This window comes from Exiguobacterium sp. s138 (assembly GCF_018618775.1).
GTDB lineage: Bacteria > Bacillota > Bacilli > Exiguobacteriales > Exiguobacteriaceae > Exiguobacterium_A > Exiguobacterium_A artemiae.
The window spans coordinates 37804-61581 of record NZ_JACSMW010000008.1 but is presented as its reverse complement, the minus strand read 5'-3'; the positions used below and the strand labels follow the sequence as shown (position 1 = coordinate 61581).

At 51.9% G+C, this 23778-nt stretch carries 26 protein-coding genes and 1 riboswitch; of the genes, 9 read left to right on the top strand and 17 right to left on the bottom strand.

The features are described 5' to 3' along the window. The first annotated feature begins 53 nt into the window (after positions 1 to 53). Positions 54 to 157: riboswitch (SAM riboswitch) on the top strand. A gap of 104 nt (positions 158 to 261) precedes the next feature. Then, on the top strand, positions 262 to 792 hold the full coding sequence (gene msrA, locus KNP91_RS14050; RefSeq protein WP_214766246.1) for a peptide-methionine (S)-S-oxide reductase MsrA: 531 nt from the start codon (positions 262 to 264) through the stop codon (positions 790 to 792). Positions 793 to 882: 90 nt separating this feature from the next. On the opposite strand, the gene KNP91_RS14045 is transcribed toward msrA, so the two are convergent. The 3 genes from KNP91_RS14045 to KNP91_RS14035 all read right to left on the bottom strand — a co-directional run bounded on the left by KNP91_RS14045 (position 883) and on the right by KNP91_RS14035 (position 2869). Continuing rightward, positions 883 to 1362 carry a DMT family transporter gene (locus KNP91_RS14045; protein ID WP_012369311.1) on the bottom strand — a complete coding sequence of 160 codons (480 nt, stop codon included), beginning with the start codon at positions 1360 to 1362 and terminating at the stop codon, positions 883 to 885. A 20-nt stretch (positions 1363 to 1382) separates the two neighbouring features. Next, a complete protein-coding gene (locus tag KNP91_RS14040; RefSeq protein WP_214766248.1) occupies positions 1383 to 1811 on the bottom strand; it encodes a DMT family transporter in 429 nt (142 codons plus the stop codon). Positions 1812 to 1933: 122 nt separating this feature from the next. Further along, positions 1934 to 2869 (bottom strand): NAD(P)H-dependent flavin oxidoreductase, encoded by a 936-nt coding sequence (locus tag KNP91_RS14035; protein WP_214766250.1) that lies wholly within the window; start codon positions 2867 to 2869, stop codon positions 1934 to 1936. A gap of 83 nt (positions 2870 to 2952) precedes the next feature. Between KNP91_RS14035 and KNP91_RS14030 the strand changes: the two genes are divergently transcribed. Continuing rightward, entirely contained in the window at positions 2953 to 3471 is a 519-nt protein-coding gene (locus KNP91_RS14030; protein ID WP_012369308.1) for a gamma carbonic anhydrase family protein, read from the top strand. A gap of 51 nt (positions 3472 to 3522) precedes the next feature. Here the strand turns inward: KNP91_RS14030 and paaX are convergent, their stop codons facing one another. From paaX to KNP91_RS13970, 12 genes are all read right to left on the bottom strand, one after another. Next, complete coding sequence (gene paaX / locus KNP91_RS14025; RefSeq protein ID WP_214766252.1) at positions 3523 to 4407, bottom strand: phenylacetic acid degradation operon negative regulatory protein PaaX; 885 nt, start codon at positions 4405 to 4407, stop codon at positions 3523 to 3525. 76 nt (positions 4408 to 4483) lie between these two features. Continuing rightward, positions 4484 to 5254, bottom strand: coding sequence for an enoyl-CoA hydratase-related protein (locus KNP91_RS14020; protein WP_012369306.1), 771 nt, complete (start codon positions 5252 to 5254; stop codon positions 4484 to 4486). Then, the gene (locus tag KNP91_RS14015; RefSeq protein ID WP_214850624.1) at positions 5251 to 6459 is read right to left on the bottom strand and encodes an acetyl-CoA C-acyltransferase; all 1209 of its coding nucleotides are present in this window, start codon (positions 6457 to 6459) and stop codon (positions 5251 to 5253) included. The genes KNP91_RS14020 and KNP91_RS14015 overlap by 4 nt, the downstream gene beginning before the upstream one ends. Beyond that, on the bottom strand, positions 6456 to 7325 hold the full coding sequence (locus KNP91_RS14010) for a 3-hydroxyacyl-CoA dehydrogenase (protein WP_041261798.1): 870 nt from the start codon (positions 7323 to 7325) through the stop codon (positions 6456 to 6458). The genes KNP91_RS14015 and KNP91_RS14010 overlap by 4 nt, the downstream gene beginning before the upstream one ends. Positions 7326 to 7381: 56 nt before the next feature. Then, a complete protein-coding gene (locus KNP91_RS14005; RefSeq protein ID WP_214850621.1) occupies positions 7382 to 8890 on the bottom strand; it encodes an aldehyde dehydrogenase family protein in 1509 nt (502 codons plus the stop codon). Positions 8891 to 8904: 14 nt separating this feature from the next. Continuing rightward, positions 8905 to 9681, bottom strand: a complete 777-nt coding sequence (locus tag KNP91_RS14000) for an enoyl-CoA hydratase/isomerase family protein (protein ID WP_012369302.1) — start codon at positions 9679 to 9681, stop codon at positions 8905 to 8907. Next, positions 9659 to 9982: an EthD family reductase gene (locus KNP91_RS13995; RefSeq protein WP_012369301.1), complete on the bottom strand. Its 324-nt coding sequence runs from the start codon at positions 9980 to 9982 to the stop codon at positions 9659 to 9661. Before KNP91_RS13995 ends, KNP91_RS14000 begins: the two co-directional genes overlap by 23 nt. A gap of 15 nt (positions 9983 to 9997) precedes the next feature. Next, positions 9998 to 10492: a 1,2-phenylacetyl-CoA epoxidase subunit PaaD gene (paaD, locus tag KNP91_RS13990; protein WP_041261443.1), complete on the bottom strand. Its 495-nt coding sequence runs from the start codon at positions 10490 to 10492 to the stop codon at positions 9998 to 10000. A gap of 14 nt (positions 10493 to 10506) precedes the next feature. Continuing rightward, the gene (gene paaC, locus KNP91_RS13985; RefSeq protein ID WP_012369299.1) at positions 10507 to 11292 is read right to left on the bottom strand and encodes a 1,2-phenylacetyl-CoA epoxidase subunit PaaC; all 786 of its coding nucleotides are present in this window, start codon (positions 11290 to 11292) and stop codon (positions 10507 to 10509) included. Further along, the gene (paaB, locus tag KNP91_RS13980; RefSeq protein WP_012369298.1) at positions 11289 to 11633 is read right to left on the bottom strand and encodes a 1,2-phenylacetyl-CoA epoxidase subunit PaaB; all 345 of its coding nucleotides are present in this window, start codon (positions 11631 to 11633) and stop codon (positions 11289 to 11291) included. Before paaB ends, paaC begins: the two co-directional genes overlap by 4 nt. 13 nt (positions 11634 to 11646) lie before the next feature. Next, entirely contained in the window at positions 11647 to 12618 is a 972-nt protein-coding gene (gene paaA, locus KNP91_RS13975; RefSeq protein ID WP_214766264.1) for a 1,2-phenylacetyl-CoA epoxidase subunit PaaA, read from the bottom strand. A 17-nt stretch (positions 12619 to 12635) separates the two neighbouring features. After that, complete coding sequence (locus KNP91_RS13970; RefSeq protein WP_012369296.1) at positions 12636 to 13931, bottom strand: phenylacetate--CoA ligase family protein; 1296 nt, start codon at positions 13929 to 13931, stop codon at positions 12636 to 12638. Between the two features lie 325 nt (positions 13932 to 14256). Here KNP91_RS13970 and KNP91_RS13965 point away from each other — a divergent pair, with 325 nt between their 5' ends. The 7 genes from KNP91_RS13965 (at position 14257) to KNP91_RS13935 (ending at position 21133) form a co-directional block, all read left to right on the top strand. After that, positions 14257 to 14652, top strand: a complete 396-nt coding sequence (locus tag KNP91_RS13965; protein ID WP_012369295.1) for a thioesterase family protein — start codon at positions 14257 to 14259, stop codon at positions 14650 to 14652. A gap of 43 nt (positions 14653 to 14695) precedes the next feature. After that, positions 14696 to 15838, top strand: a complete 1143-nt coding sequence (locus KNP91_RS13960) for a Glu/Leu/Phe/Val family dehydrogenase (RefSeq protein ID WP_214850618.1) — start codon at positions 14696 to 14698, stop codon at positions 15836 to 15838. A 15-nt stretch (positions 15839 to 15853) separates the two neighbouring features. Then, positions 15854 to 16906, top strand: a complete 1053-nt coding sequence (pdhA, locus tag KNP91_RS13955; RefSeq protein WP_214850615.1) for a pyruvate dehydrogenase (acetyl-transferring) E1 component subunit alpha — start codon at positions 15854 to 15856, stop codon at positions 16904 to 16906. Between the two features lies 1 nt (position 16907). Continuing rightward, entirely contained in the window at positions 16908 to 17906 is a 999-nt protein-coding gene (locus KNP91_RS13950) for an alpha-ketoacid dehydrogenase subunit beta (protein WP_012369292.1), read from the top strand. Positions 17907 to 17918: 12 nt separating this feature from the next. Beyond that, entirely contained in the window at positions 17919 to 19133 is a 1215-nt protein-coding gene (locus KNP91_RS13945; protein ID WP_214850612.1) for a dihydrolipoamide acetyltransferase family protein, read from the top strand. Then, positions 19134 to 20534, top strand: coding sequence for a dihydrolipoyl dehydrogenase family protein (locus KNP91_RS13940; RefSeq protein WP_214850609.1), 1401 nt, complete (start codon positions 19134 to 19136; stop codon positions 20532 to 20534). A 77-nt stretch (positions 20535 to 20611) separates the two neighbouring features. Continuing rightward, positions 20612 to 21133, top strand: coding sequence for a methylated-DNA--[protein]-cysteine S-methyltransferase (locus KNP91_RS13935; RefSeq protein WP_214850606.1), 522 nt, complete (start codon positions 20612 to 20614; stop codon positions 21131 to 21133). Positions 21134 to 21242: 109 nt separating this feature from the next. Here KNP91_RS13935 and KNP91_RS13930 read toward each other — a convergent pair whose 3' ends face one another. After that, the gene (locus tag KNP91_RS13930) at positions 21243 to 22262 is read right to left on the bottom strand and encodes an aldose epimerase family protein (RefSeq protein ID WP_214850603.1); all 1020 of its coding nucleotides are present in this window, start codon (positions 22260 to 22262) and stop codon (positions 21243 to 21245) included. Continuing rightward, a complete protein-coding gene (locus KNP91_RS13925) occupies positions 22259 to 23758 on the bottom strand; it encodes a UDP-glucose--hexose-1-phosphate uridylyltransferase (RefSeq protein ID WP_214850600.1) in 1500 nt (499 codons plus the stop codon). Before KNP91_RS13925 ends, KNP91_RS13930 begins: the two co-directional genes overlap by 4 nt. Between the last annotated feature and the right edge of the window lie 20 nt (positions 23759 to 23778).

The following is a 23778-nucleotide window of genomic DNA, read 5'->3' as shown; positions in this document are numbered from 1 at the left end:
TATGAATGGTATTATCATCCCAATGATAACGAACTTACATCAACTTCATATAACACTTATCAAGAGTGGACCGAGAGATCTGGATCGATGACGTCCCAGCAACCTGCGTACAGCAAGGTGCTACGACCAGCAAAGCGAAAGCTTTGGTTGATAAAAAGCGGCGACTCCTTTTGCAACCAAGCAAAGGAGTCGTTTTCGTTTTCTCACTGTCAGACATGACAGGATTAAGGCTCAAGAAGCCAAGGGAAAGGGAGAGATGACATGGAAAAAGCAACATTTGCAGGAGGATGTTTCTGGTGCATGGTGACACCATTTGAGGAACTGCCGGGGATTCACAGTATCGTATCCGGCTATACAGGAGGACATGTCGACAATCCGACATACGAGCAAGTCAAAACCGGAACGACCGGACATTCCGAAGTCGTCGAAATTACATTTGACCCGGCGCTGTTCTCATACGAACGGTTACTCGAACTGTACTGGCCGCAAACGGATCCGACCGATGCCGGCGGACAATTCCAGGACCGCGGGACACAGTATGCTCCGGCGATTTTTTATCATACGGAAGAACAACGCCTTGCAGCAATTGCTTCGCGTGACGCCTTAGCGGCGACAAACCGTTTTAAACAACCAATCGTCACCCGGATCGAACCGGCACACGCCTTCTATCCGGCGGAAGAATACCATCAGGACTTCCACAAAAAAAATCCGACGCACTACAAAAAAGACCGGAAAGCATCCGGTCGCGATGCCTTTATCGATGTCGCCTGGAAAGAAGAAGTCACTGTCTGATTCAGCTTCAAAAAGAGATCACCCTTTCACGCACTTTACCAGTAGAAGTGGCGTGAAAGAAATGATCTCTTTTTTTATATCTTTTTTTCTTCAGGAAATGACTTTAACATCTTCCACTTCTTCTGTATCCTCTGCGACCTGATACCGTTTCAGGACAAAAATGCCGCTGAGCATGACGGCCAGACCGATGATTTGACCGAACGACAACTCGACTTTCGGTAAACCGAACCAGCCAAAGACGTCGACACAGAGCGCAAAACTGAGTTGCGAAATCAGGACGACGGAAATCGCAATCGACGGTCCGAGCAACTGAATTCCCCGCATGACACAAAAGACAACCCCGACACCAACGAAACCGCCAAACAGATAAAGCGGTTCGACTTCGGCCAGCCCCGCAAGCGTTCCACCCCGAAAGAAGATCAATGCGAGCAACGACCCGAGCAGTCCGACAAAAAAGACTAATGTCGTCGTCGCCCAAGCACCGAAGGCATGACTCATCCGTGCATTTAAAACGGTCTGTAAACTGATCATCATTCCTGCGACGATGGCACAAAACATTCCGAGTCCCATTCTAATTCCTCCTATTCCATTCAGGCAAATGAAAAAATCAAGACGCCGGTCAACATCAAGCCGACACCGACCCACTGCCCGGTATTACTGCTTTTTTTAATGACTCCAAACCAGCCGTTCAAATCAATCACAAAGGCACACAAAATCTGGGCGACAAGCAACAGCGACATTGCCCATGTCATCCCGAGCAATTGAATCGACGTTAGTTCCGTCACGACGACCAGGACACCAAGCAATCCGCCGCTTGCGTAAATCAGCGGCAAAGTGCGGAAACCGCCGATTTTTCGGTCGCGGACAAATCCGTAAATTAATAAACAGCCGATCAGACCGACGAAATGGACGATCGTCACGGAGATCCATGGCCCTACCGCGTCACCGAGCCGGGCATTAAAGATCCCTTGCAATGCGATGAACAATCCGCTGAATAAAGCAAAAACGATTCCTTGCATCTTCATCCTCCTTTTTCTCTAATTATGAGTAGAACGTATTTTACACTCATTTGAAAGGACAAATGTCCTGAACCACAAGAAAAAGAAGCAGACCAGATCGGTCGGCTTCTTTTTCTTGTACGCTACTGGAGTGTCCGGTACATGCGTTCGATCCGTCCGAACGCATCATCCATCATCCGGTTAAACAGCTCCGCGACGGTCGGAACATCGTCAATCAAACCGGAAATCAGACCTGCATTGACGTATCCTGCCGTCTCGTCCCCCTCAAGGGCTCCTTTGATATGAAACGATTCGTTTGTCTGTTCCTGAAAAGCCGTGAGTGACGTCGGCTGCAGTGCCTCGACATACGGTCCGTTCAACACCCGCCGAACCTGTCCGACTTCACGACCGATGATTCGTGTTTCCAGATCGTCCGCCTGCACAAGATGTTGTTTATACTGCTCATGCACACGGGATTCCTGTGTCGCAATCAATCGAGTGCCGAGCTGCACACCTTCTGCTCCGAGCATCCAGGCAGCGGCAAGACCACGCCCGTCGCCGATGCCGCCGGCGGCAAGGACAGGAATCGTGACATGATCCGCAATTTGCGGAATCAAGGTCATCGTCGTCAACTCAAGCGGTGAATTGATGCCCGCCGCTTCGACGCCTTCCGCCACCAGTACATCAATCCCTGCCTGTTCAGCTTTAATCGCCTGTTTGACCGAAGCAACGACTCCGATCGTCTGGATCCCCGCCTGCTTTAACTTGGACAAAAAAGGAGCCGGATTACCGGCCGACAAGGATACGACCGGAATCCGTTCCTCAATCGCCAACTCAACCAACTGTTCGGCATGGGGCGAGACGCGGATCGCGATGTTGAGGGCAAACGGACGTGATGTCAAACGGCGTGTTGCTTCGATTAACTGTCTGACTTCAGCAAGTGTCATCGTCCCGCATCCGATCGTTCCAAGCCCTCCGGCATTTGAGACGGCTGCGGTCAGTTCGGCATGGCTGATATTCCCCATCCCGCCTTGAATAATCGGGACATCAATCTTTAATTTGCTGCATAGACGAGACATGGTCTCCCTCCGTTTCCGTTGTCAGGAATGGTATACTAAGTAAGATTGAATTTTAATTCATTTTTTAGAAAAGAGGCGTTTTCATGAAGATTCCGTACCGTGATAGTTCTCCGCAGCTCGCCACAAATGTCTTTGTCGCTCCCGGCGCTTTTTTGATCGGCGATGTGACCGTCGGGGAAGAGTCGACGATTTGGTTTAATGCCGTCCTCCGCGGCGATGAAGGTCCGATCACGATCGGCAAACGTTGCAGCATTCAGGACAATGCGACCATCCACCTCTACGAAGGAGCCCCGGTCATCGTCGAAGATGAAGTGACGGTCGGACACAATGCCATTTTACACGGTTGTAAAATCGGCCGGCGCTCAATCGTCGGGATGGGGGCGACGGTTCTCGATCATGCCGATATCGGGGAAGAATGTATCATCGGTGCCAATACCTTAATCCCGTCCGGCAAAAAATTCCCGCCCCGTTCGCTCATTATCGGGTCACCGGGTAAAGTCGTCCGTGAACTCACGGCAGCCGATCTTGAGATGATTCAGGAATCGATCGATTCCTACGTCGATAAAGGGTATGCCTTCCGAAAACAGCTTGCTGACAATTGATGATCGGCACGAAAACGCTCATCTCGTTTCTTCGGGATGAGCGTTTTTGTTTTAGCGTTCTGCGAACAACGGATGTTCCGAAGCATCATAATCGGCACTTTTTTGCGTCACATCGTGGGTTTCACGAAAAATGGATTCAAAAAACCGGCTCGCCGGTTCTGCGAGCAGCCGGTAGTATTGTTCAAACAACAAGGCCGCGTGATGACCGCTCCACTCATCCGGCAACAGCTCCTGCGGCAGTCCGGGATCCGTAAATAAAAACTTCCGGTATTCATGGACGAGTGTCGTCCGTTCGACAAAACACTGTTCCTCATCCATTTCACCGAGCTGGATCCGGCTTTGATGGACGATGTAACGTCGGCTGTACTCAGCAATGAACCGTTCATATCGTTCCTGTAATTCATCGAGCGGAAAGGCCCGTTCGACCAGTGATTGATCCTGTTGCGGTCCATGGTATTCGCCGACAAAAAAGTCGACATACGCCTTGATATCATAAGCTTCAATCAACCGTTCTGCTTCTTTTTCAAGTGGGTTCGGCGAAATCCAGACACCGTTCGATAAATTTCCGAAGCCGCTCCACGACAACTCTTTCCGCAATTCATCACGGATTTGCCGTTTGTCTTCCGGAATCGTGTACATCAGCGTCCGCCATTTTCCGTCCCAGACATGAGGTGTCGATTTATAAATCCGCCGGGCGGCTTCTTCCATCCGCTCGACACCACGCGGGGTCAGCGAATAAAAACTTTTCGTGCCTTGTTTTTGTGAGGTGAGCCAGCCTTGCTTGACCATCCGGGAAACCGCGACCCGGACCGCCTGTTCATTATGACCAAACTCTTTGAGCAGACGAATCAGACTGCCGACCCAGATTTGATTGCCGTAATGACGGATGTAATCCCCGTAGACCGTAAAAATCATCGATTGTGTATTCGCACTCATGTCATTCACTCTCTCTTTAATATAACGTTTTTTTGTGTACCGTTAGTATACGTGTTATTTCAGAGAACGACCATCCTCATTTTCCTTGAAACTGCGGTGTCCGTTTCTCGGCAAAAGCACGTAACGCCTCCAAGCGGTCTTCCGTCGGGATGACGGTTTCATAGGCAGCTGTTTCAAGTTTCAAGCCTTCTGAAAGCGTATGATCAAGCCCTTGGTCGATTGCCTGTTTCGCCTGCCGGATGGCAATCGGTCCGTTGCGCAGCATCTCGTCGGCAAAAGCCAGACAGACTTCCATCAATTCTTCGACGGTCGGAACGACACGCGAGACGATGCCGTAACGTTCCGCTGTTTCCGCATCGATTTTTTTTGCGGTGAAAATCATTTCCTTTGCCCGGGTCTCCCCAATCAACCGGGGCAGACGTTGTGTCCCGCCGGCGCCGGGAATGATCCCGAAACTGGTTTCCGTTAAGCCGACGAGCGCCCCGTTGACGATGATCCGGAAATCACAGGCGAGCATCCATTCGAAGCCTCCTCCGAGCGCATGACCGTTGACGGCAGCAATCGTCGGTTGCGGCAAACGGGCAATATCTGCGAAGACGTCACGAATCATTTCGACGTTCCGTCGGACTTCCGTTTCGTTTAACGTCACCCGTTCCTTTAAATCCGCTCCGGCACTAAATGCTTTTCCCGTTCCCGTGAAGAGAACGACCCGGATATCCGGCTCGCGACGGACGGTTGCGACGAGCTCTTTCAATTCGACCAGCGTCGGATAATCGAAACAGTTCAGCCGTTCCGGCCGGTCCACCCGAATAACGGCGACGTGATCCAAACGTTCCAAATGAATCATATCAGTCCCTCCCGTTCAACGATGAGTGCAATTCCTTGTCCGACTCCGACACACATCGTTGCGAGACCATATGTCTGATTCGTCCGGCACATTTCGTGGATTAACGTCGTCAAAATCCGTGCCCCGCTTGCGCCGAGTGGATGACCGAATGCGATCGCACCTCCGTTGACATTAACTTTTTCCGGTGGTAATCCAAGCTCGTTCATACAGGCGACGCTTTGTGCCGCAAACGCCTCGTTGAGTTCAATCAAGTCCAGCTGCTCCACCGTCAAACCGGCCCGTTTCAAGACTTTCCGGGTCGCGTCGACCGGTCCGATTCCCATGACAGCAGGCTCGACACCGGCGACGGCACTGGCCCGGTAATAGGCAAGCGGTGTCAGACCAAGATGTTCCGCCGTTTCTTCGCTCATCAACAACAGCGCAGCTGCCCCGTCGTTGACACCCGATGCATTTCCCGCTGTAACAGTACCGTTCGGAAACAGGCTTTTGAGCGTTCCAAGCTTTTCACGGCTTGTGTCGGGACGCGGATGTTCGTCCGTATCGACTTCGATGACCTGACCTTTACGTGTCGTATACCGGACCGGCACCAGCTCGGTTTGAAAACGATGTGTTTCCATCGCCTGCTTCGCCCGTTGCTGACTGGAAAAGGCAAAATCGTCCTGCGCTTCCCGCGAAATGCCGTACCGGATTGCAACGTGTTCCGCCGTTTCCGGCATCGAGTCCGTTCCGTACATTCCTTGCAGCTTTTCATTGACGAACCGCCAGCCGATTGTCGTGTCATACAGCGTCGGATTCCCGCGGGCGAAACCCGTTTCCGGTTTGCCCATGACGAACGGAGCCCGGGTCATGCTTTCCGTTCCGCCGGCAATATAAATATCGCCTTCATTCATCGCAATCGCCCGGGCTGCCGCAATGACGGCATCCAGTCCGGAACCGCACAGCCGGTTGACGGTTGTTCCCGCGACTTCGACCGGCAGACCGGCGAGTAAGCCGGACATCCGAGCGACATTCCGGTTATCTTCTCCCGCCTGATTGGCATTTCCGAAAATCACTTCTTCGATTTGCTTCGGATCGACATTCGGATTGCGGTCAACGAGTGCTTGAATGACACACGCCCCTAAATCATCCGGGCGGACGTCTTTCAGTGCCCCGTTATATCGGCCGATTGGTGTACGGACCGCATCAATGATCGCTACACGTCTCATCGTGTCTTCACCCCGCTGTCAGAATACTCATAGACACCGCGTCCGGTTTTTCGCCCGAGCCGTCCTGCTTTGACATACTGTTCGAGCAGTGGTGCCGGCCGGTATTTTTCACCCAATTTTTCATGCAGATACTTCAGATTGTTTAAACGGGTGTCGAGTCCGACGAGATCCCCGAGTTCAAACGGTCCCATCGGATAGTTCAGTCCAAGCTTGATCGCTTTATCAATTTCTTCCGGTGTCCCGAGTCCTTCCTGGAGCATATAAAACGCTTCATTTCCGACAAGGGCACTGATCCGTGACGTAACGAATCCGGGAAACTCCTGAATGACGACCGTCTCTTTTCCCATCTGTTGCGCAACGGTTTCGCAGATCATTACCGTTTCGTCCGATGTCTCAAGACCCCGTGCCAGTTCGACGAGCGGCATCCGGTGGACCGGATTAAAGAAATGCATCGCCATGACCCGTTCCGGACGTTTCGTAAACGACGCAATCTCGGTCGGGCTCATCGTCGACGTATTGGTCGCAAAGACACACTCCGCCGGCGCATGACGGTCCAGTGTCTCAAACACCATTCGTTTGATTTCGAGTCGTTCCGGAACAGCTTCGATTACGAGATCTGCTTCTTTGACCGCCTCTTCTAAATCCGTTGCATAACGCAAACGGTCGAACAGTTGACCGACTTCTTCCGTCGTCATTTTCCCACGGCTGACACCTTTATCCGCAATCGTTTCCAGTTCTTGCTGCGCTGACGCAAGCAGTTGTTGCTCCACATCGACGAGCGTCACGTCAAATCCGCTTGCTGCTGCGACGTACGCAATCCCTCTTCCCATCACACCTGATCCTACGACAACCATCTGTTGAACCATCATCTGATTTCCCCCTTTAAAAAAAGCGTCCGGACGAACGTCCGCACGCTTTGGTTTTACAGTCCGAACGGATTAAGTGGACGACTGCCGTAGTACGACAGGATACTTTTCGTTTCCGTATATAAATCAAGCGTCTCGATGCAGAGTTCACGACCGAAACCAGATTGTTTGTAGCCGCCGAACGGTGTGCCCGGGAAGGCCGAGAACGGACAGTTGATCATGACGATACCGGCTTTGATTTGATTCGCAATCCGTGTCGCCCGCGCTCCGTCTTTTGTCCAAATCGCTGATCCGAGTCCGAACTCCGTATCGTTTGCGAGACGGACGACTTCTTTTTCGTCCTTGAACTTCATCACGACGACGACCGGTCCGAAGATTTCTTCCTGGACGGCTTTCATGTCGTGTGTGACATCGGCAATGATCGTCGGTGCATACCAGAAACCTTCTTCAAAGCCGGCTACCTTCTCGACTTGACCCCCAGTCAAAATCGTAGCACCGTCCGCTTTTGCCGACTGGACATAACCGTCGATGACATCGAGTTGCTGTTGATCGATGATCGCTCCGACGTGTGTGCCTTTGTCGAACGGATTACCGAGCACCAATTGTTTCGTTTTCGCGACGAATTGTTCCATGAACGTATCGTAAATGTCTTCATGAATATACAGGCGTGAGCGCGCTTCGCACGACTGACCGCTGTTGTAGAAGATTCCGAACAACGAACCGTCGACAGCTGCCGTGATATCGGCATCCTCAAAGACGAGGTTCGGTGATTTACCGCCAAGCTCGAGCGTGACGCGTTTCAGACTTTCCGACGCCCGGCCCATGATATCTTTTCCGACTGGTGTTGAACCGGTGAAGGCCACTTTATCAACATTCGGATGCTCTACCAAATGGTTGCCGATTTCACGGCCCGATCCCGGAATGACGTTGACGACGCCCGCCGGTACACCGGCTTCGAGACAGATTTCACCCAGGATAATGGCTGTCAGTGGTGTCAGCGTCGCCGGTTTCACGACAACCGAACAGCCGACGGCAATCGCCGGTGCGACTTTCCACGCCGCCATCATCAACGGATAGTTCCACGGAATGATTTGGGCACAGACGCCGACCGGTTCTTTTTCCGTGTAGTTATGGAATTGACCCGGCACGTTATTGACGGATCCGCGGTGACCGACGATGGCACCGGCATAAAATTCAAAGTCTTCAATCGCTTGCGTGATTTGTCCCTGTGCCGCAGCAAGTGATTTCCCGGTATCCAGAATCTCAAGTTCCACGAGCTCATTAAAACGTGAACGCATGATGCCGGCAATTTTATTCAGCACTTGTGACCGGCGACCGACCGGCCACATTTTCCACTTCCCGTGATCAAAAGCATCACGCGCCGCCTGGACAGCACGATCGGCATCGGCTTTTGACGCTTTTGCGACTTCCGCGATGACTTCGCCCGTCGCCGGATTATAGGTTTTGAATGTCTCGCCTGATGTCCCTTCGACCTGTTCGCCGTTGATGACCAGATGATAGACGGAACGTTTCATCTCAATTGTTTTTTCATGTACCGTTGACATAGCTCCCACTCCTTTTAGTTTCCTTTGAATGTCGGTTGGCGTTTTTCAACGAAAGCTTGCATGCCTTCCGTCTGATCGTTCGTCCCGAATAGTAAGTAGAAATTGCGTCGTTCATGATCCATGCCGTCTTGCAACGACAGATTCCCTGCTTTATCGACCGCATCTTTAATCAGACGCACGGACATCACCGGTTGCGCTGCAATCCGCTCGGCCACTGTCAACACATGTGCTTCAAGCTGATCCGCTTCCACGATCCGGTTGATGATCCCGAGTTGCTGTGCTTCCGATGCCGGCATCCGGTCTCCCGTCCACAACCATTCCAGTGCCCGTGTCCGACCGATCCGTTTCGTCAACCGTTGTGTCCCGCCGGCTCCCGGCATGACGCCGAGTCCGACCTCCGGAAACGCAAACTGCGTCTCGGGTGTCGCATAGATTAAGTCGCAGGCGAGAGCCAGTTCAAACCCTCCGCCGAGCACAAAGCCATGAACGGCCGCAATCAACGGTTTATGCAGCCGGCTGATTCGGTCCCAATCCGCAAACGGATCAAGCAATTCCATCGAAACCGGGGTTGCGTCGACCATCTCCTCGATGTCGGCTCCGGCGGAAAAGGATTTTCCTTCACCGTTCAGGACGATGACCGCAACCGTTTCATCCTGATCGAACCGCTCCATCGCTTCGACGATTTCCCGGATCATCGCCCGGTTTAAGGCATTGTAACGCTCCGGACGGTTCAGCCGGATCCGGCCGATCCGACCGTCGATACTCGCCTTAACGTACTGTGGCGTCAGCATGGACTTCTTCACCAATCATCAGCGTTACAAGATCTCCCGCAAAGCCCATCAAATCTTTCCCGGATGCTTTCCCTTCAAGCGAACGCATGCCGGCTTTCATCGTTTCATGGCTTTCGTAGACCATTTCGCACATCAGATAATATTTCCCGTCTCCGCCCATCGGTGAACCGACGATTTTCGTGACCGTCATCTGTTGCAGACCGGGAATCTTGGCCGTCAGCGGACCATGGACATTAAAGTAATGCTCGTCAAACTGTTCCTTGTTTTCCGGATGTGTATAAAGCGCGATTAGTTTTACCATAATGATTACCTTCCTTCACATGAGAGTAGAGACGGGTTTCATCGCCTCGAATGGATTTTTGCATGATTTACAGTATAAAATGCTGCGACAAGCTGTCGGACCAAACAGATTTTCAATCGAGACGAACGTCGATCCGCAGTACGGACAGTCGATTTCCCATTTCCCATCGACGACCCGCGGCGGGGCAATCCCAAACGACTTCAGACCGGCAATCCCTTGTTCCGTAATCCGGTCCGATGTCCAGGGTGGATCAAACAGGAAGACGACATTGACCGTATTGACCCGAGGTACTTGCAACAACGCGGATTCCGTATTTTTTTGAATGATATCAAGCGCTGGACATCCTAAAAATGTCGGCAGCAGTGTCACCCGGACATCGTATCCGAACGGTGTCTCCGTCCATTCCGTCGCTTCGACCATCCCGAGATCCAGGATACTGACCGCATCGATTTCCGGATCCTTGACCGTATCGAGCGCCTGCCGGATCTCCTGTTCTAAACGTGTCGTCATCTGCCGTTCCCCCTTCACCATACCGCTGACTGATCGAGCAGATACACTTCCCCGAGCGTCGATAAGGCATCGTTCAAATCAGGCGAGTGCTCACCGTTTCGTCCGTTGTAGGTCATCTTCATTTCCGGCAACGTGACGTTTAGATCGACGAGCACCGGCGTCAGTGCCTGATACCAGCGATCCAGTAAAATCCCCTGACCTTCAATCAACCGCATTTCATCAATCAGTTCTGACGCTTCCCCGTAATCAAACAGATCACCGAAGTCTGCCAGCACCCGTTCAAGCGCCGCATCCATTTTCTGACGGGCTGTTTCCGTCGATTGATACAGCTGGGTGAACCACGTCTGCCAGTGCAGCAGATGATAATACAACTCCATGTTGACCTTGACGGCGAGGGCCGCAAGCGGCGTATAACTGCTTTTTTTCAACGAATCAATCCGAACCTTTTTCGCGAGCGTGTAACAATAGTTGCGGACAACGGCGTAGGCCCAGTCGTATTCCGGGTTTTCCATATAATAGCCCGGTCCGTTGACGCGTTCGACGAGAACGGAGTTTTTCCGTTCGTGCGCAAGCCGGACGTGTGCGAGTGCATCGGCTTTTCCTTCTCCGATTTCTTCAAGCAGCTGATAGTACATCGCCGCATGCCCCATCGAATCCTGGGCAATCGAGGATGACGCGACATCTTCTTCGATATGCGGAGCGAGCCCTAACCACTCTGATCCCCGGTAGGCGTATAAAAAGTCATCATCCGCCAGTTGATAGAGCAGTGAAGCCAACGCTAAACGTTCTGTTTCCGTCATTTCGAATCGCCTCCTTGCCAGGACATGATTTCTTTTTCATCGAGCATCTGTTGCTCATAATGACGCCATTTTTTCTTCAGGTAACCGTACCCTTTCGTCGTCCGGTAATCTTTGTTGTCGAGCCGTTGCAGCATCAGCTTTTCATCCGGTGTCATTCCCCGGATATCGGCCCGTTTGACGACCCAGATGTCGACGACCGGTTCGCGGCGCATGAAATTTTCCTGCGCCATCAGTAGAGCCATCTCTTTATTCGGTGCCAGTAAACTGAACTGATGCGTAAAGGCTGCATTCGGCGTCCGTTTACTGAACACTTCGAACTCTTGATAAAACGTTTCCGTCATGGTCTTTCCTCCTTCAGCCGATCGTCTCAGCAAGTGCCTCGCGCACCCAGGCATTGTTTTGATATGAAGTTTGGCGTAAGGCGAGCCGTTCCTTCGAACGGGGACCGCCGCCCTGAATGATTTTCTTGAATTCCGTCCAGTCCGGCTGGGCGTAAATCCATTGTCCGGTTTCCTCATCAAACCGTAATGTCGGATCCGGAATGATGAGACCAAGCGAACGGATACGGGGAACATATTTCGTAAAGAAATTTTGCCGCAACTCTTCGTTTGTCTTCGTCCGGATTTTATAAGCGATCGTCACGTCCTGTTTGGACGTACCGGTCGTTTCTTTTGATGCCGGACCGAAGAACATCAACAGGGATTCCCACCACTCGTCCAGCGATTCCTGAATCATTGCTTTTTGTTCCGGTGTCCCTTCTGCCAGAGCCATGATGATTGATTCGCCGTGCTGGGCATGGAACACTTCTTCGGCACAAATCCGTTGCAATGCCCGTGCATACGGTCCGTAGGAAGCTCCGAGCATGTTCGTCTGGGTAATGATTGCTGCCCCGTCGACGAGCCAGCCGATTGTCCCGGCGTCTGCCCAGGAACGGGTCGGCATATGGAAGACGTTATGGAATTTAAGACGTCCCGTGAATAAGTCATCCATCAGATCCGCCCGTGTTTTTCCGTACGGTTTCATCAAGTCCTCAACGACCCGAAGCAGGAGTTGACCATGTCCCATCTCATCCTGGACTTTTGCCATGATACCGAGTTTCCGGCGTAAGGACGGCGCTTTCGGCACCCATTCTTTTTCCGGTAAGGCGCCCATGATTTCACTGATGCCGTGCATCGAAATCAATTTGATCAGCGTGTCCCGGTAGAAATCAGGCATCCAGTCGTCGGCTTCAATTTTTTCCCCGTTTTCGATCCGTTCTTTAAATCGTTCCATTTTTTCCTCTTCGGTCATGACCGGTGGTTCAAAAAGATGCGTCGCATCGTACATTTCATTTCCTCCTTTGCTTAAACAAACTTCTTCTCAGACTCTGTGCGACGGTCGATGATTCGGACGGCCTTGCCTTCAGACCGCGGAAGTCCATATGGCGGGTGACAAATCAGATCCACTGATATCAGACATTCTGTTTTCATCGCATGACAGATGACCCGCTTCAGCTCTTCGGCAACCGTCCCAGCTTCGAGCTCGATGTGCAGTTCCAGTGCTTCAAGTCCTGCCCGTTGAATCCGGTGAATTTGATAGTGCGGTGTGACACCCGGTTGTTGCAACAGCACCCGTTCGATTTCGGACGGGAAAACATTGACGCCCCGGATAATCATCATGTCGTCCGTTCGTCCTTTGACCCGTGACATCCGGGTCGTCGTCCGGCCGCAGGCACAGACTTCTGTCGTCACGGATGCCAAATCCCCGGTCCGGTACCGGATGATTGGAAGCGCTTTCTTTTTTAAGCTTGTAAAAACGAGTTCCCCGACCATTCCTTCTGGTAGCGGTTCGCCCGTTACGGGATCAATGACTTCTGTGATGAACAAATCATCCATCAGATGCAATCCGTTTTGTTCCTGACATTCCATCGCGACACCGGGACCCATGATTTCGCTGAGACCATAGATGTCAAATGCCCGAATCCCCCACTTGTCTTCGAGGGTCTGCCGCAGCTCTTCCGACCATGGCTCGGCTCCGAAAATCCCGTACCGGAGGCTGCTCATCTTCGGATCGAGACCCTTCTCTTCCATCCGTTCCGCCAGATGCAACATATAAGACGGTGTTCCGCAAATTCCGCGCGGCTGAAAATCTTCAATCAATGTGATTTGCCGATCCGTATTACCGCCGGACACGGGAACAATCGTCATTCCCAGCTGTTCAGCTCCGCTGTGCAAGCCAAGTCCGCCGGTGAACAGACCGTAGCCGTAGGCGTTGTGCAACAAATCGGTTTTTTCAGCACCGATGGCGACCAGACCACGTGCAACAGCGGTCGACCAGTCATCGAGGTCACTTTGTGTATAACCGACGACGGTTGGTTTTCCGCTTGTTCCGGATGAGGCATGGATCCGCACCGCTTCATGCGGCGGAACGGCAAACAATCCGAACGGATACTGTTCCCGAAGGTCACTTTTATACGTGAACGGCAACTTTTGGATGTCTGCCATCGTTTGCAGTGCTTCGGCATCAAGTCCCCGTTCCTTGAAGCGGGTTTGATAAAACGGAACATGTTCCATCACATGACGAACGGTCTCTCGTAGACTTGTCAGTTGTAAGCGCGTCCGTTCTTCCGCTTCCATCGTTTCCAGGATTTCGTTATACAAGTGGCACCCCTTCCCGCGTCTATATAACACAATAAATAAACGTTCGTTTTAAAATGGTTATACCATTAAACTACGATACGTTCACAATGTTGTCAATCCTTCATTTTGTTAAAAGCTCCCAACTTTCTTAAGATCCGTCTTTATTTCGATTAAATATGTGAATAAAGACCTTTCCTAAAGAGAAACTCAAAAAACGATATTTCTTTTTGGAAAATATTCCTGAAATTGTTTGCTCATTTTGTAACTGATTGATAAAATATCGTGTGACAAGTGTTATACTGTTTTTGGTAAGACCAGCTCTGGTCAGGGGTAAGGGGGAATCGACGTGAAAAACGGTTTGTCGCTCGGCGACTCTGCGGTGATCGAGACGACTGTCACAGAAGAAATGTTTGCACAGTTTGAGGGTGTGGTTGTCCATCCCGCCTATTCGACCGTCTCGATGGTCTATCATATGGAATGGGCTGCCCGAAAACTCATCCTTCCTTATCTGGAAGAACAGGAGGAAGGTGTCGGTGGAGCTGTTTCCTTAAAGCATGTAGGAATGGCGACACTCGGATCGAATATCCGGATTGAAGCCGTTGTCAGTGAGCTTACCCCGGGTCGCGTATTGGCAAAAGTCGAAGTCAGACACGGCAATCGTGTCATCGGTCTTGGGGAAGTCAAACAGATTATCTTAAATAAGCAGCTGATTCAGGAAAAGTTGACGCCGCATGTTTTTTGAACTTAAAAATGAAAGCGCTTACTAAAGTTAGGAGGATGTTTTTATGAACATGTTGAACCCATCCACAAATCCATCGCTATCGATCATGGAAAAAATCTCAGGTCACGAGCAGGTCGTTTTTTGTAATGATCCTGTGTCCGGTCTGCAAGCCATCATTGCCATTCATGATACGACACTCGGTCCCGCCCTAGGTGGTTGCCGGATGGCACCGTATTCGACCGTCGATGAAGCTCTCGATGATGTCTTGCGGCTGTCACGCGGCATGACGTATAAATGCGCTGCAGCCGACGTTGATTTCGGCGGCGGGAAAGCCGTCATCATCGGCAATCCGGCAATAGACAAAACACCTGAATTGTTCCGTGCTTTCGGACGATTCGTCGATTCGCTCGGCGGACGGTTTTATACCGGAACGGACATGGGCACGACGATGGACGATTTCGTCCATGCCAGCCGGGAAACGTCACGGATCGTCGGGATTCCGGAAGCCTTCGGCGGCAGCGGCGATTCATCGATTCCGACGGCAGAAGGTGTCATTTACGGTTTGCGGGCAACTGTCGAAACCTTATACGGATCCGATGACTTGAGCCGGGCCAGTTATGCCGTCCAGGGACTTGGAAAAGTCGGCTATAAAGTTGCCGAACAGTTATTGTCCGCCGGCGCGAATCTGTATGTATCCGATTTGAGCGAAGCCGTTCTCGCTGCTCTCGTTGAGCAGGCGGAAAAAACACCGGGAACGGTCCGTGTCATTGCTGCCCATGAAATTCATCTGACAGATGCGGACATCTTTGTCCCGTGTGCCTATGGTGGTGTCATCCAGGCGGCGAATATCGGACAGTTGCAATGTAAAGCCATCTGCGGATCGGCCAACAACCAGCTGGCCGACGATGCGCTGGCACTCGAATTACAGCAACGCGGGATTTTATATGCACCCGATTATATCGTCAACGGCGGCGGTCTGATTCAAGTCGCTGACGAACTGTACGGGGCAAACCATGAACGTGTCCTGTTAAAAACGAAACATATCTATGATGCGGTGCTAGAAGTGTTTAACGAGTCGCATGCAGAATCAATCACGACACTCGAAGCCGCCAACCGGATGTGCAACAAACGGATTCAGATCCGGTCTCGTCATAACAATATCTTTACGAATACGATCAAACCGAAATGGAACATCCGGAACGACTAAATGGAGGTGACACGAATGGAAACCGAATTTCCGATTTACCGAATCCTTGATGATGCAGGACACGTCCTCGATACATCTAAAACCGATTTGCTGACAAAAGACTTGAGCCTCGCCTTATTTACACATATGAACCGAATCCGGACGTTTGACCGGAAAGCGATCAATCTCCAACGTCAAGGGCGGCTTGGCACCTATGCACCGTTCGAAGGACAGGAAGCCGCACAGGTCGGCAGTGCGTATGCGTTGCAGGACAAAGACTGGGTCTTCCCGACATACCGGGATCACGGAGCAACACTGACGTTTGGCGCCGACATGGTCCGGACGTTCTTATATTGGAACGGACGCGTCGAAGGCTGTGTCCCGACGGATGAGTTGCATATCTTTCCACCCGCTGTTCCGATCGCCACACAAATTCCGCACGCAGTCGGTGCGGCCTGGGCGGAAAAACGAAAAGGATCGACCCAAGTTGCCGTCGCTTACTTTGGCGACGGAGCGACGTCGGAAGGTGATTTTCATGAAGGCATGAACTTCGCCAGCGTCTTCCAGGCTCCAGTCATCTTGTTTAATCAAAACAACGGCTATGCGATTTCCGTCCCGATTCAAAAACAGATGCATTCGGAAACGATTGCCCAAAAAGCATTGGCATACGGTATGCCGAGTGTCCGGATTGACGGCAATGACGTGTTCGCCGTGTATTTCACGATGCAAAAAGCACTGGAGCGGGCCCGTTCCGGTGGCGGTCCGACATTGATCGAAGCCGTCACGTGGCGCTTCGGTGCCCATACGACGGCGGACGATCCGTCGAAATACCGCGATCAGGAACGCTCCCGGGACCGAGTGGATCCTCTCGAGCGACTAGAAGCATTCATGAAGGAACAGGGCTTTTATGATGAGCAGGAGATCGAAACGATTCGGTCCCGTCATCAGGAAGAAGTCGAAGCCGCCGTCAAGACGATGGAATCCTTCCCGCCTGCTGACGTCAATGATTTATTTGACCATACGTTTGCAACATTACCGGACGATTTAGTCCGTCAAAAAACGGATTATCTGACTGCAAGGGGGAATTAACATGGCGACACCTATCAATCGGCAAACAGAGATGACGCTTGTCCAGGCTGTCACCGATGCTTTACGGACAAAACTGACGGACGATGAGACGACGCTTGTACTCGGAGAAGATGTCGGAAAAAACGGCGGTGTCTTCCGGGCAACGGACGGTTTGCAGGAAGAGTTCGGGGAAGACCGGATCATCGATACGCCGCTTAGTGAAGCCGGCATCGTCGGAACATCGATCGGTCTCGCGGTCAACGGATTTAAGCCGATTGTCGAAATCCAATTTCTCGGTTTTATCTATCCTGCTTACGAACAGATCATGACCCACGTCTCACGGATCCGGATGCGGACAATGGGACGTTACGGTGTACCGATGGTCATCCGTGCACCTTATGGCGCCGGCATTCGGGCACCGGAAATCCATTCCGACAGTACGGAAGCGCTGTTTACTTCGATGCCCGGCCTGAAAGTCGTCTGCCCTTCGACGCCGTATGATGCGAAAGGATTATTGATTGCCGCCATTGAAGATCCGGACCCGGTCCTGTTCCTCGAGTCGATGCGGAGTTACCGGGCCTTTAAGGAGCCGGTTCCAAGTGAAGCGTATACGATTGAAATCGGTAAAGCCAACTGCATCACCGAAGGGCAGGACGTGACCCTGATTGCCTGGGGAGCAATGGTTCAAGTCGCACAAAAAGCCGCGACGGAAGCCGCGACCCGTGGTATCTCCTGTGAAGTGATTGATTTACGGACCCTTTATCCGCTGGATCGTGAAACGATTTCAGCATCGGTCCAAAAAACCGGCCGGGCTGTGATCATTCATGAAGCCCAGGCAACGGGTGGTCTTGGAAATGATCTGCTTGCGCTGATCAACGATACTTCGTTCTTATATTTACGGGCACCAGTTGCCCGCGTCACCGGGTTCGACGTTCCTGTTCCATTATTCGCCCTGGAGGACCATTACATCCCGACGCCGACGCGTGTGCTTGAAGCGATCCAGCGTACGGTCGATTTTTAAGGAGTGAATGTGATGATTGAAGTAAAGCTGCATGACGTCGGTGAAGGGATGACGGAAGGTGAAATCGCGAACTATCTGGTCCGGGTCGGGGATCGTGTCACAATTGATCAGCCTGTCGTCGAAGTGTCGACCGATAAAATGGTCGCTGAATTACCGGCACCGGTTTCCGGTGTCGTTACGGACCTCATCATCCCTGTCGGTCAAACCGTCTCGGTCGGTACGGTCCTATTATTGATTGAAGCCCTTGAAACAGAAACGGCCGTAACTGCGGAACAACCGATCCAGCAGACGACGGAACAAATCAAAGTCCGGCCGCCTGTTGTCACACCGGCTGTTCCGTCAAATAATCGGCGTGTCTTGGCTACACCGTACACGCGTAAAATCGCACGTGAACATGGAATTGATTTGGAACAAGTTCCGCCTTCCGATCCGTCAGGTCGTGTGACAGAGGAAGATGTCCGGCGGTTCCTTGATGCCGATACTTCCGTCGAGAAAACCGATGTCGTCGAACAGACAAGTACACTTTCCGCTAACCCGGTCGAAACGATTCCGTTCCGAGGCATCCGGAAGCAGATCGCTAAAAAAATGACACAGTCGCTCTTTACGATTCCGCATGTCACGCATTTCGAAGAAGTCGATATGACCCGCCTGCTCGCCTTACGCGAAGAATTAAAGACGGCCGGTAAACCGATCAGCGTCAACGCCTTTTTCATTAAAGCCTTGATCGTCGCACTGCAAGACTTCCCGGTCTTTAACGCTAAACTTGATGAGGCCAACGAACAGATCATTCTCGAGCAACAGTTTCATATCGGCGTCGCAACCGAGACGGCGGATGGACTGATTGTGCCGGTCGTCCGTGACGCTGACAAATTGACGATGCAACAGTTGCACACGCGTGTCGCAGAACTGTCGGCCCGTGCCAAGACAGGCGATTTACGCGCTGCAGACCTGAAACCAAGCACGTTCACGATGAGTAATGTCGGTCCCCTCGGAAGTACGGGAGCGACGCCAATCATCAACTATCCGGAAACTGCTTTGATTGCCTTCCATAAAACAAAAAAACGGGTCTGTGTTGACGACCACGATCAAATCGTCATCCGTTCGATGATGAATCTCTCGATGTCCTTTGATCACCGCGTCGCCGACGGCGCAACGGCCGTTGCTTTTACGAACCGGTTCGCCGGATTGATCGAACACCCCACTACTTTATTGATGGAGCTGATTTAAATGGTCGTAGGTGAACTGACGCAAGAACGTGATTTAGTGATTCTTGGCGGTGGTCCAGCCGGTTACACCGCTGCGATCCGTGCCAGTCAATTGGGTCGAACCGTCACTTTGATTGAACAGGCACAAATCGGCGGACTTTGTTTGAACAAAGGATGTATTCCGTCTAAAGTCGTTGCTCATGCCGCAGAAGTCAAACTGCAAACGAAACATATGACTGCTCTCGGCTTCTCGTTTCATCCGACACATGATTTCAGTCAATTGGTCGAGTACCGGGAACGGACCATCCGTCAATTACGAACCGGAGTCGAAGCGCTCTGTCAGGCCAACGCAATTGAAGTCGTTCACGGAACGGCTTCCTTCTTGGCGGATGACCGGATCGGTGTCGAGCTCGGGCATCAGTTTGATACGTACCGGTTTAACGATGTCGTGATTGCGACCGGCAGTCACAGCATCAAGCAAGATGCCCCTTCCGTACTGAATGCCGAACAGTTATATCAATTGACCGAGTTACCCGAACGTCTCGTCATCATCGGACAGGACTATATCGCGATCGAAGCCGCCATGAGTTTTCAAGCCCTCGGGACGTCAGTCACACTGATTGCAGATGCATTCGATTTTGATCCGAGTCTCGACAAAGAGTTGCGGCGTCTCTTTAAAAAACAAAAAATCCAGTTGGTCACCGGTACCGTCACGGCAATCGAAGCTCAGGAGGACGTGACCGTGACTGTTGTCAAACAGGGGCAGGAAACGACCTGGTCCGCTCCTTTCCTGTTTCACTCGTTACCCCGGGTTCCGCATACATTGGAGCTTGGGCTTGAACGAATCGGTGTGACGTTAGCAGAAGACGGAACGATTCCCGTCGATCCATTCGGACAGACGAACCGTCCTCACATTTATGCCATTGGCGATGTGACACCCGGTCCCGCTATTGCAACACGTGCCATCCACGAGGCAAAACGGACCGCTGAACATCTGAGCGGACAGTCGGCTGATACGACGGTTCCCTATTATCCGACCATCATCCGCTCCCTTCCGCCCATTGTCTCGATCGGCTTGACGGAACAAACGGCGACAGACGCCGGTCATTCGTTCCGGACCGCGCAGTTCGCACTTAACGCCAATGGAGCGACGACCATCGAAGGAGGCAGCGGGTTCATCAAAGTGATTTCCGATGCGACGACCAGTCTCATCCTCGGTATTCATATGATCGGCGAAGGTGCGATCGAACTGGCCGGTGTCTTTGCTCAAACGCTTGAACTGCATGCGAAAGAAGAAGACGTCCGCTTCCCGGTCATGCCGCATCCAAGTCGGAACGAAGCCTTTACGGAAGCCGTCGAAGCTTTGCTCGGACAGGCGATCCATTTACCGCCTCGTCAGCAGGATGTCTTAACGAAGTCGTAAGTTGCAACCGGACCGTTCCTTTTCCTAGGTAACGGCCGGTTTGTTGTTTGGATTTTTAGTACGAAGGAGGTTAGACGATGGAAGTCTACTTTACACGGTTGAACTGGAACGACACATCCTTTCCCATTGCGGCATCGGAAACCGGACTCTGTTATGTCGGTGCGTTAAATGAACCGTCGGACTTATTTGACGACTGGATCCGAAAGCATTTACCCCGGGCTGAACTGATTGAGCATCCACGTATCATGCAACCGTATCAAGAACAACTCCTCGAATACTTAGACGGGACACGCACCCGGTTCTCGCTCCCGCTTCATTTGATCGGCACCCCCTTTCAATTGGAGGTCTGGCAGGCCTTATGTCAGGTTCCATACGGTGTGACGGTAACGTATTCAGATATCGCCCAACAGATTTACCGGCCGAGTGCGACACGTGCTGTCGGAACCGCCATCAGTAAAAATCGTGTTTTGATTGTCGTTCCCTGCCACCGCATCGTCGGCAAAAAAGGCGACTTAACCGGTTACTGGGGCGGTCTGAACATGAAACGTCAGCTGTTAGAGATCGAACAGGTCTCGTCCTCGAAACTCCCTTTCCTATGATTGAAGAATATCGGGAAACACTTCGTTCATACACAAAAAGAGAGTTGGCGGATTTTAATCCACCGACTCTCTTTCCATAAAAAATGTATTTATCGGCCTTCTGGTTGGTTCAATCGTTATTTACACCAAACCGGTAAGTCGTTTCCCAGTAGTAGGTCTGATTTGGTTTAACCAAAATATCTGGGAAACTAGGTTCATTCACTGCATTCGGATGAACCTGCGTTTCAAGACACAGTCCGAGTGAAGGACGGGAACGGACACCGCGGATTTCATAATCCGTCTCGAGTTGCGTCCCGGTGTAGAGGATGACGACGGGTTGATTGGTTGTCACTTCAAGAGACCGGCCACTTACCGGGTCTTCCAACCGGATCGGCTGTCCTGATAAAAGAAACGGATGATCGTAGCCGTTTCCTGCGGCTGCTGTTTCCGGATGACCGGATTCCGCTCCGCTTCGAATCAGTCGTCCTGTTCGGAAATCAAGAGGTGTTCCTGTTACGTCCTCCTGCTGACCGGTTGGCAGTAAATCCGCTCCGACAGGCAAGTACGTTTCACTCGGGATCGTCAATTGATGGTCGAGGATATCCCGTTGTAAGTTCCCCGACAGATTCCAGTACGTATGATTCGTCAGGTTTAACGGTGTCGTCTGATCCGTCGTCGCGTGCATCGTCAACGTCAAGGCAAGACCTTCGAGCTGATAGACGGCATCGAGTGTGACGTTCCCGGGATACCCTTCCGCTCCGTCCGGACTGAACAGACGGAGATGAAGGCGATCCGTCGCGGCCTCGACGACCTCAAAAAGCGCTTGATCAAATCCGTCGATTCCTCCGTGCAGATGATGGGTTCCATCGTTTGCCGCGAGCGGATAGACGGTTCCTTCGACTTCCATCTGCGCTTGTCCGATCCGTCCTGCGACCCGTCCGACGATTGCCCCGAAGTACGGGGAGTGGTCCTGGTATTCCTTAACGGTATCAAAACCTAAGACGACACTTTCGATCCGCCCGTTTCGATCTGCAACGCGGATATCATTGATGATGCCGCCGTAGTTCCAAATTTCGACTTCGATTCCCGGTTGCGTCAGCGTGTGACGAATAAGATCCGTCTCCCGGATCAATGCTGTCTGTTTCGTCATCGCCGATCACCTGCCACTTGGCGGCTGACCGTTTCAAGAAAGCGGTCAAGTCCCGCCTGCCCGTCCGGCGTCTGTTTAAAGACACCACAATCTTCGAGTCCGCGGACAAATTTTGCCGCGACTGCTTGTCGGACATAGTCCGTCACGTCCTGTCCGGTGTAGGCCGCCTTCAATTCCGTTGCCCATTCTTGATGCGACGGAGCCGTCGAATCAGCCGTCCCTACGATGAACTGTTCGACTTGCTCAAGTTCACTTAACAGACGGGCCGGCAGCACCGCAAGGCCCATCACTTCAATCAAACCGATGTTTTCGCGTTTGATATGGTGAATGTCGGCATGCGTATGAAAGATGCCGTCCGGATGTTTTTCCGATGTCCGGTTGTTACGCAAGACGAGATCAAGTTCAAAGCGTCCGCCGCGCATCCGGGCAATCGGTGTCACCGTATTGTGGCGGACACCGTTCGTCGCCGCAAGAATCTCATGCTCGGCATCTTCGTATGTCAACCAGGTCTGATAGACCTCGTCCGCCGCATCAAGCAACGCGGAAGCGTCTAGACTGCTCAGACGAACGACCGTCAACGGCCAATGCAACGTTTCACCGGTGACATCCGGGTGATCCGGTAAGCCAAACTTCTGTAATGTCTTTGCCCGATCCATCGCAAATTCATACCGGCCGCCCTGATAATGATCATGCGTCAAAATCGATCCGCCGACGATCGGCAGATCAGCATTGGATCCGGCAAAATAATGCGGGAACTGCGCGACGAATTCAAGCAATCGCGCAAAGGCTTGGCGGTTAATGACCATATCCCGGTGCTCCTGCGACAGGATGATGCTGTGTTCGTTGTAATAGACGTACGGTGAATATTGTAACGCCCAAGATTCGCCACTGAGTGACAGCGGTACGATCCGGTGATTCGCACGGGCCGGATGATTGCTCCGTCCGGCATAGCCGACGTTTTCAACACACAAGAGACAGGTCGGGTACGTTGATTCGACGGCTTCTGTCTGGGCTGCCGCAATTTCACGGGGATCTTTTTCAGGTTTTGACAGGTTGATCGTAATATCGATTTCCCCGTAGACCGTGTCCGCCTGATACTGAATATTTTTAGCGATGCGTTTTGTCTGGATGTAATTATTCGCTTGACTGAGCTGATAAAAATAGTCAGTCGCCTGTTGCGGATGTTCCGCGTACAGCTGACGGAAAGTCGAAGTGATCTGAGACGGGCGATCGACGAACACATCCATCAATTCTGCCGCTAACCGTTCTTTTTCGTCCAGACGCGGTGCCAGCTTCCCGGCCGTGATCTGGTGTTCAATCATCTCGTCCAAAAGATCAGGAATCGGACGCGTGTCGACTGTTCCCGGATCCACATATGCAGCTTCTCCGAGCAACGATAAGAGCCTGTTTCGGGCATATACCGTATCTTCCGGTTCAATCAACCGGTGACGGACCGCCTGCTCTGTTAATTGTTTGATGAGTTCATTCATCGCCATTCACTCTCCTAACTCTCTCT

Coding starts and splice junctions, on each gene's coding strand:
- KNP91_RS13930 (WP_214850603.1), bottom strand. CDS start 22,262: ATGACGAAACAGACAGCATTGATCCGGGAGACGGATCTTATTCGTCAC.
- paaB (WP_012369298.1), bottom strand. CDS start 11,633: ATGACGGAAACGTTTTATCAAGAGTTCGAAGTGTTCAGTAAACGGACG.
- KNP91_RS14005 (WP_214850621.1), bottom strand. CDS start 8,890: ATGTCAACGGTACATGAAAAAACAATTGAGATGAAACGTTCCGTCTAT.
- KNP91_RS14010 (WP_041261798.1), bottom strand. CDS start 7,325: ATGGTTCAACAGATGGTTGTCGTAGGATCAGGTGTGATGGGAAGAGGG.
- KNP91_RS14020 (WP_012369306.1), bottom strand. CDS start 5,254: ATGATTCATTTGGAACGTTTGGATCACGTCGCCGTTATTCGGGTGGAC.
- KNP91_RS13935 (WP_214850606.1), top strand. CDS start 20,612: ATGGAAGTCTACTTTACACGGTTGAACTGGAACGACACATCCTTTCCC.
- KNP91_RS13950 (WP_012369292.1), top strand. CDS start 16,908: ATGGCGACACCTATCAATCGGCAAACAGAGATGACGCTTGTCCAGGCT.
- KNP91_RS14030 (WP_012369308.1), top strand. CDS start 2,953: ATGAAGATTCCGTACCGTGATAGTTCTCCGCAGCTCGCCACAAATGTC.
- pdhA (WP_214850615.1), top strand. CDS start 15,854: ATGGAAACCGAATTTCCGATTTACCGAATCCTTGATGATGCAGGACAC.
- KNP91_RS13960 (WP_214850618.1), top strand. CDS start 14,696: ATGAACATGTTGAACCCATCCACAAATCCATCGCTATCGATCATGGAA.
- KNP91_RS13940 (WP_214850609.1), top strand. CDS start 19,134: ATGGTCGTAGGTGAACTGACGCAAGAACGTGATTTAGTGATTCTTGGC.
- paaX (WP_214766252.1), bottom strand. CDS start 4,407: ATGAGTGCGAATACACAATCGATGATTTTTACGGTCTACGGGGATTAC.
- paaD (WP_041261443.1), bottom strand. CDS start 10,492: ATGACGACACGTTTAGAACAGGAGATCCGGCAGGCGCTCGATACGGTC.
- KNP91_RS14000 (WP_012369302.1), bottom strand. CDS start 9,681: ATGCTGACGCCACAGTACGTTAAGGCGAGTATCGACGGTCGGATCGGC.
- KNP91_RS13995 (WP_012369301.1), bottom strand. CDS start 9,982: ATGGTAAAACTAATCGCGCTTTATACACATCCGGAAAACAAGGAACAG.
- KNP91_RS13945 (WP_214850612.1), top strand. CDS start 17,919: ATGATTGAAGTAAAGCTGCATGACGTCGGTGAAGGGATGACGGAAGGT.
- KNP91_RS14015 (WP_214850624.1), bottom strand. CDS start 6,459: ATGAGACGTGTAGCGATCATTGATGCGGTCCGTACACCAATCGGCCGA.
- paaA (WP_214766264.1), bottom strand. CDS start 12,618: ATGTACGATGCGACGCATCTTTTTGAACCACCGGTCATGACCGAAGAG.
- KNP91_RS14040 (WP_214766248.1), bottom strand. CDS start 1,811: ATGCAAGGAATCGTTTTTGCTTTATTCAGCGGATTGTTCATCGCATTG.
- KNP91_RS14045 (WP_012369311.1), bottom strand. CDS start 1,362: ATGGGACTCGGAATGTTTTGTGCCATCGTCGCAGGAATGATGATCAGT.
- KNP91_RS13925 (WP_214850600.1), bottom strand. CDS start 23,758: ATGGCGATGAATGAACTCATCAAACAATTAACAGAGCAGGCGGTCCGT.
- paaC (WP_012369299.1), bottom strand. CDS start 11,292: ATGACGGAAACAGAACGTTTAGCGTTGGCTTCACTGCTCTATCAACTG.
- msrA (WP_214766246.1), top strand. CDS start 262: ATGGAAAAAGCAACATTTGCAGGAGGATGTTTCTGGTGCATGGTGACA.
- KNP91_RS14035 (WP_214766250.1), bottom strand. CDS start 2,869: ATGTCTCGTCTATGCAGCAAATTAAAGATTGATGTCCCGATTATTCAA.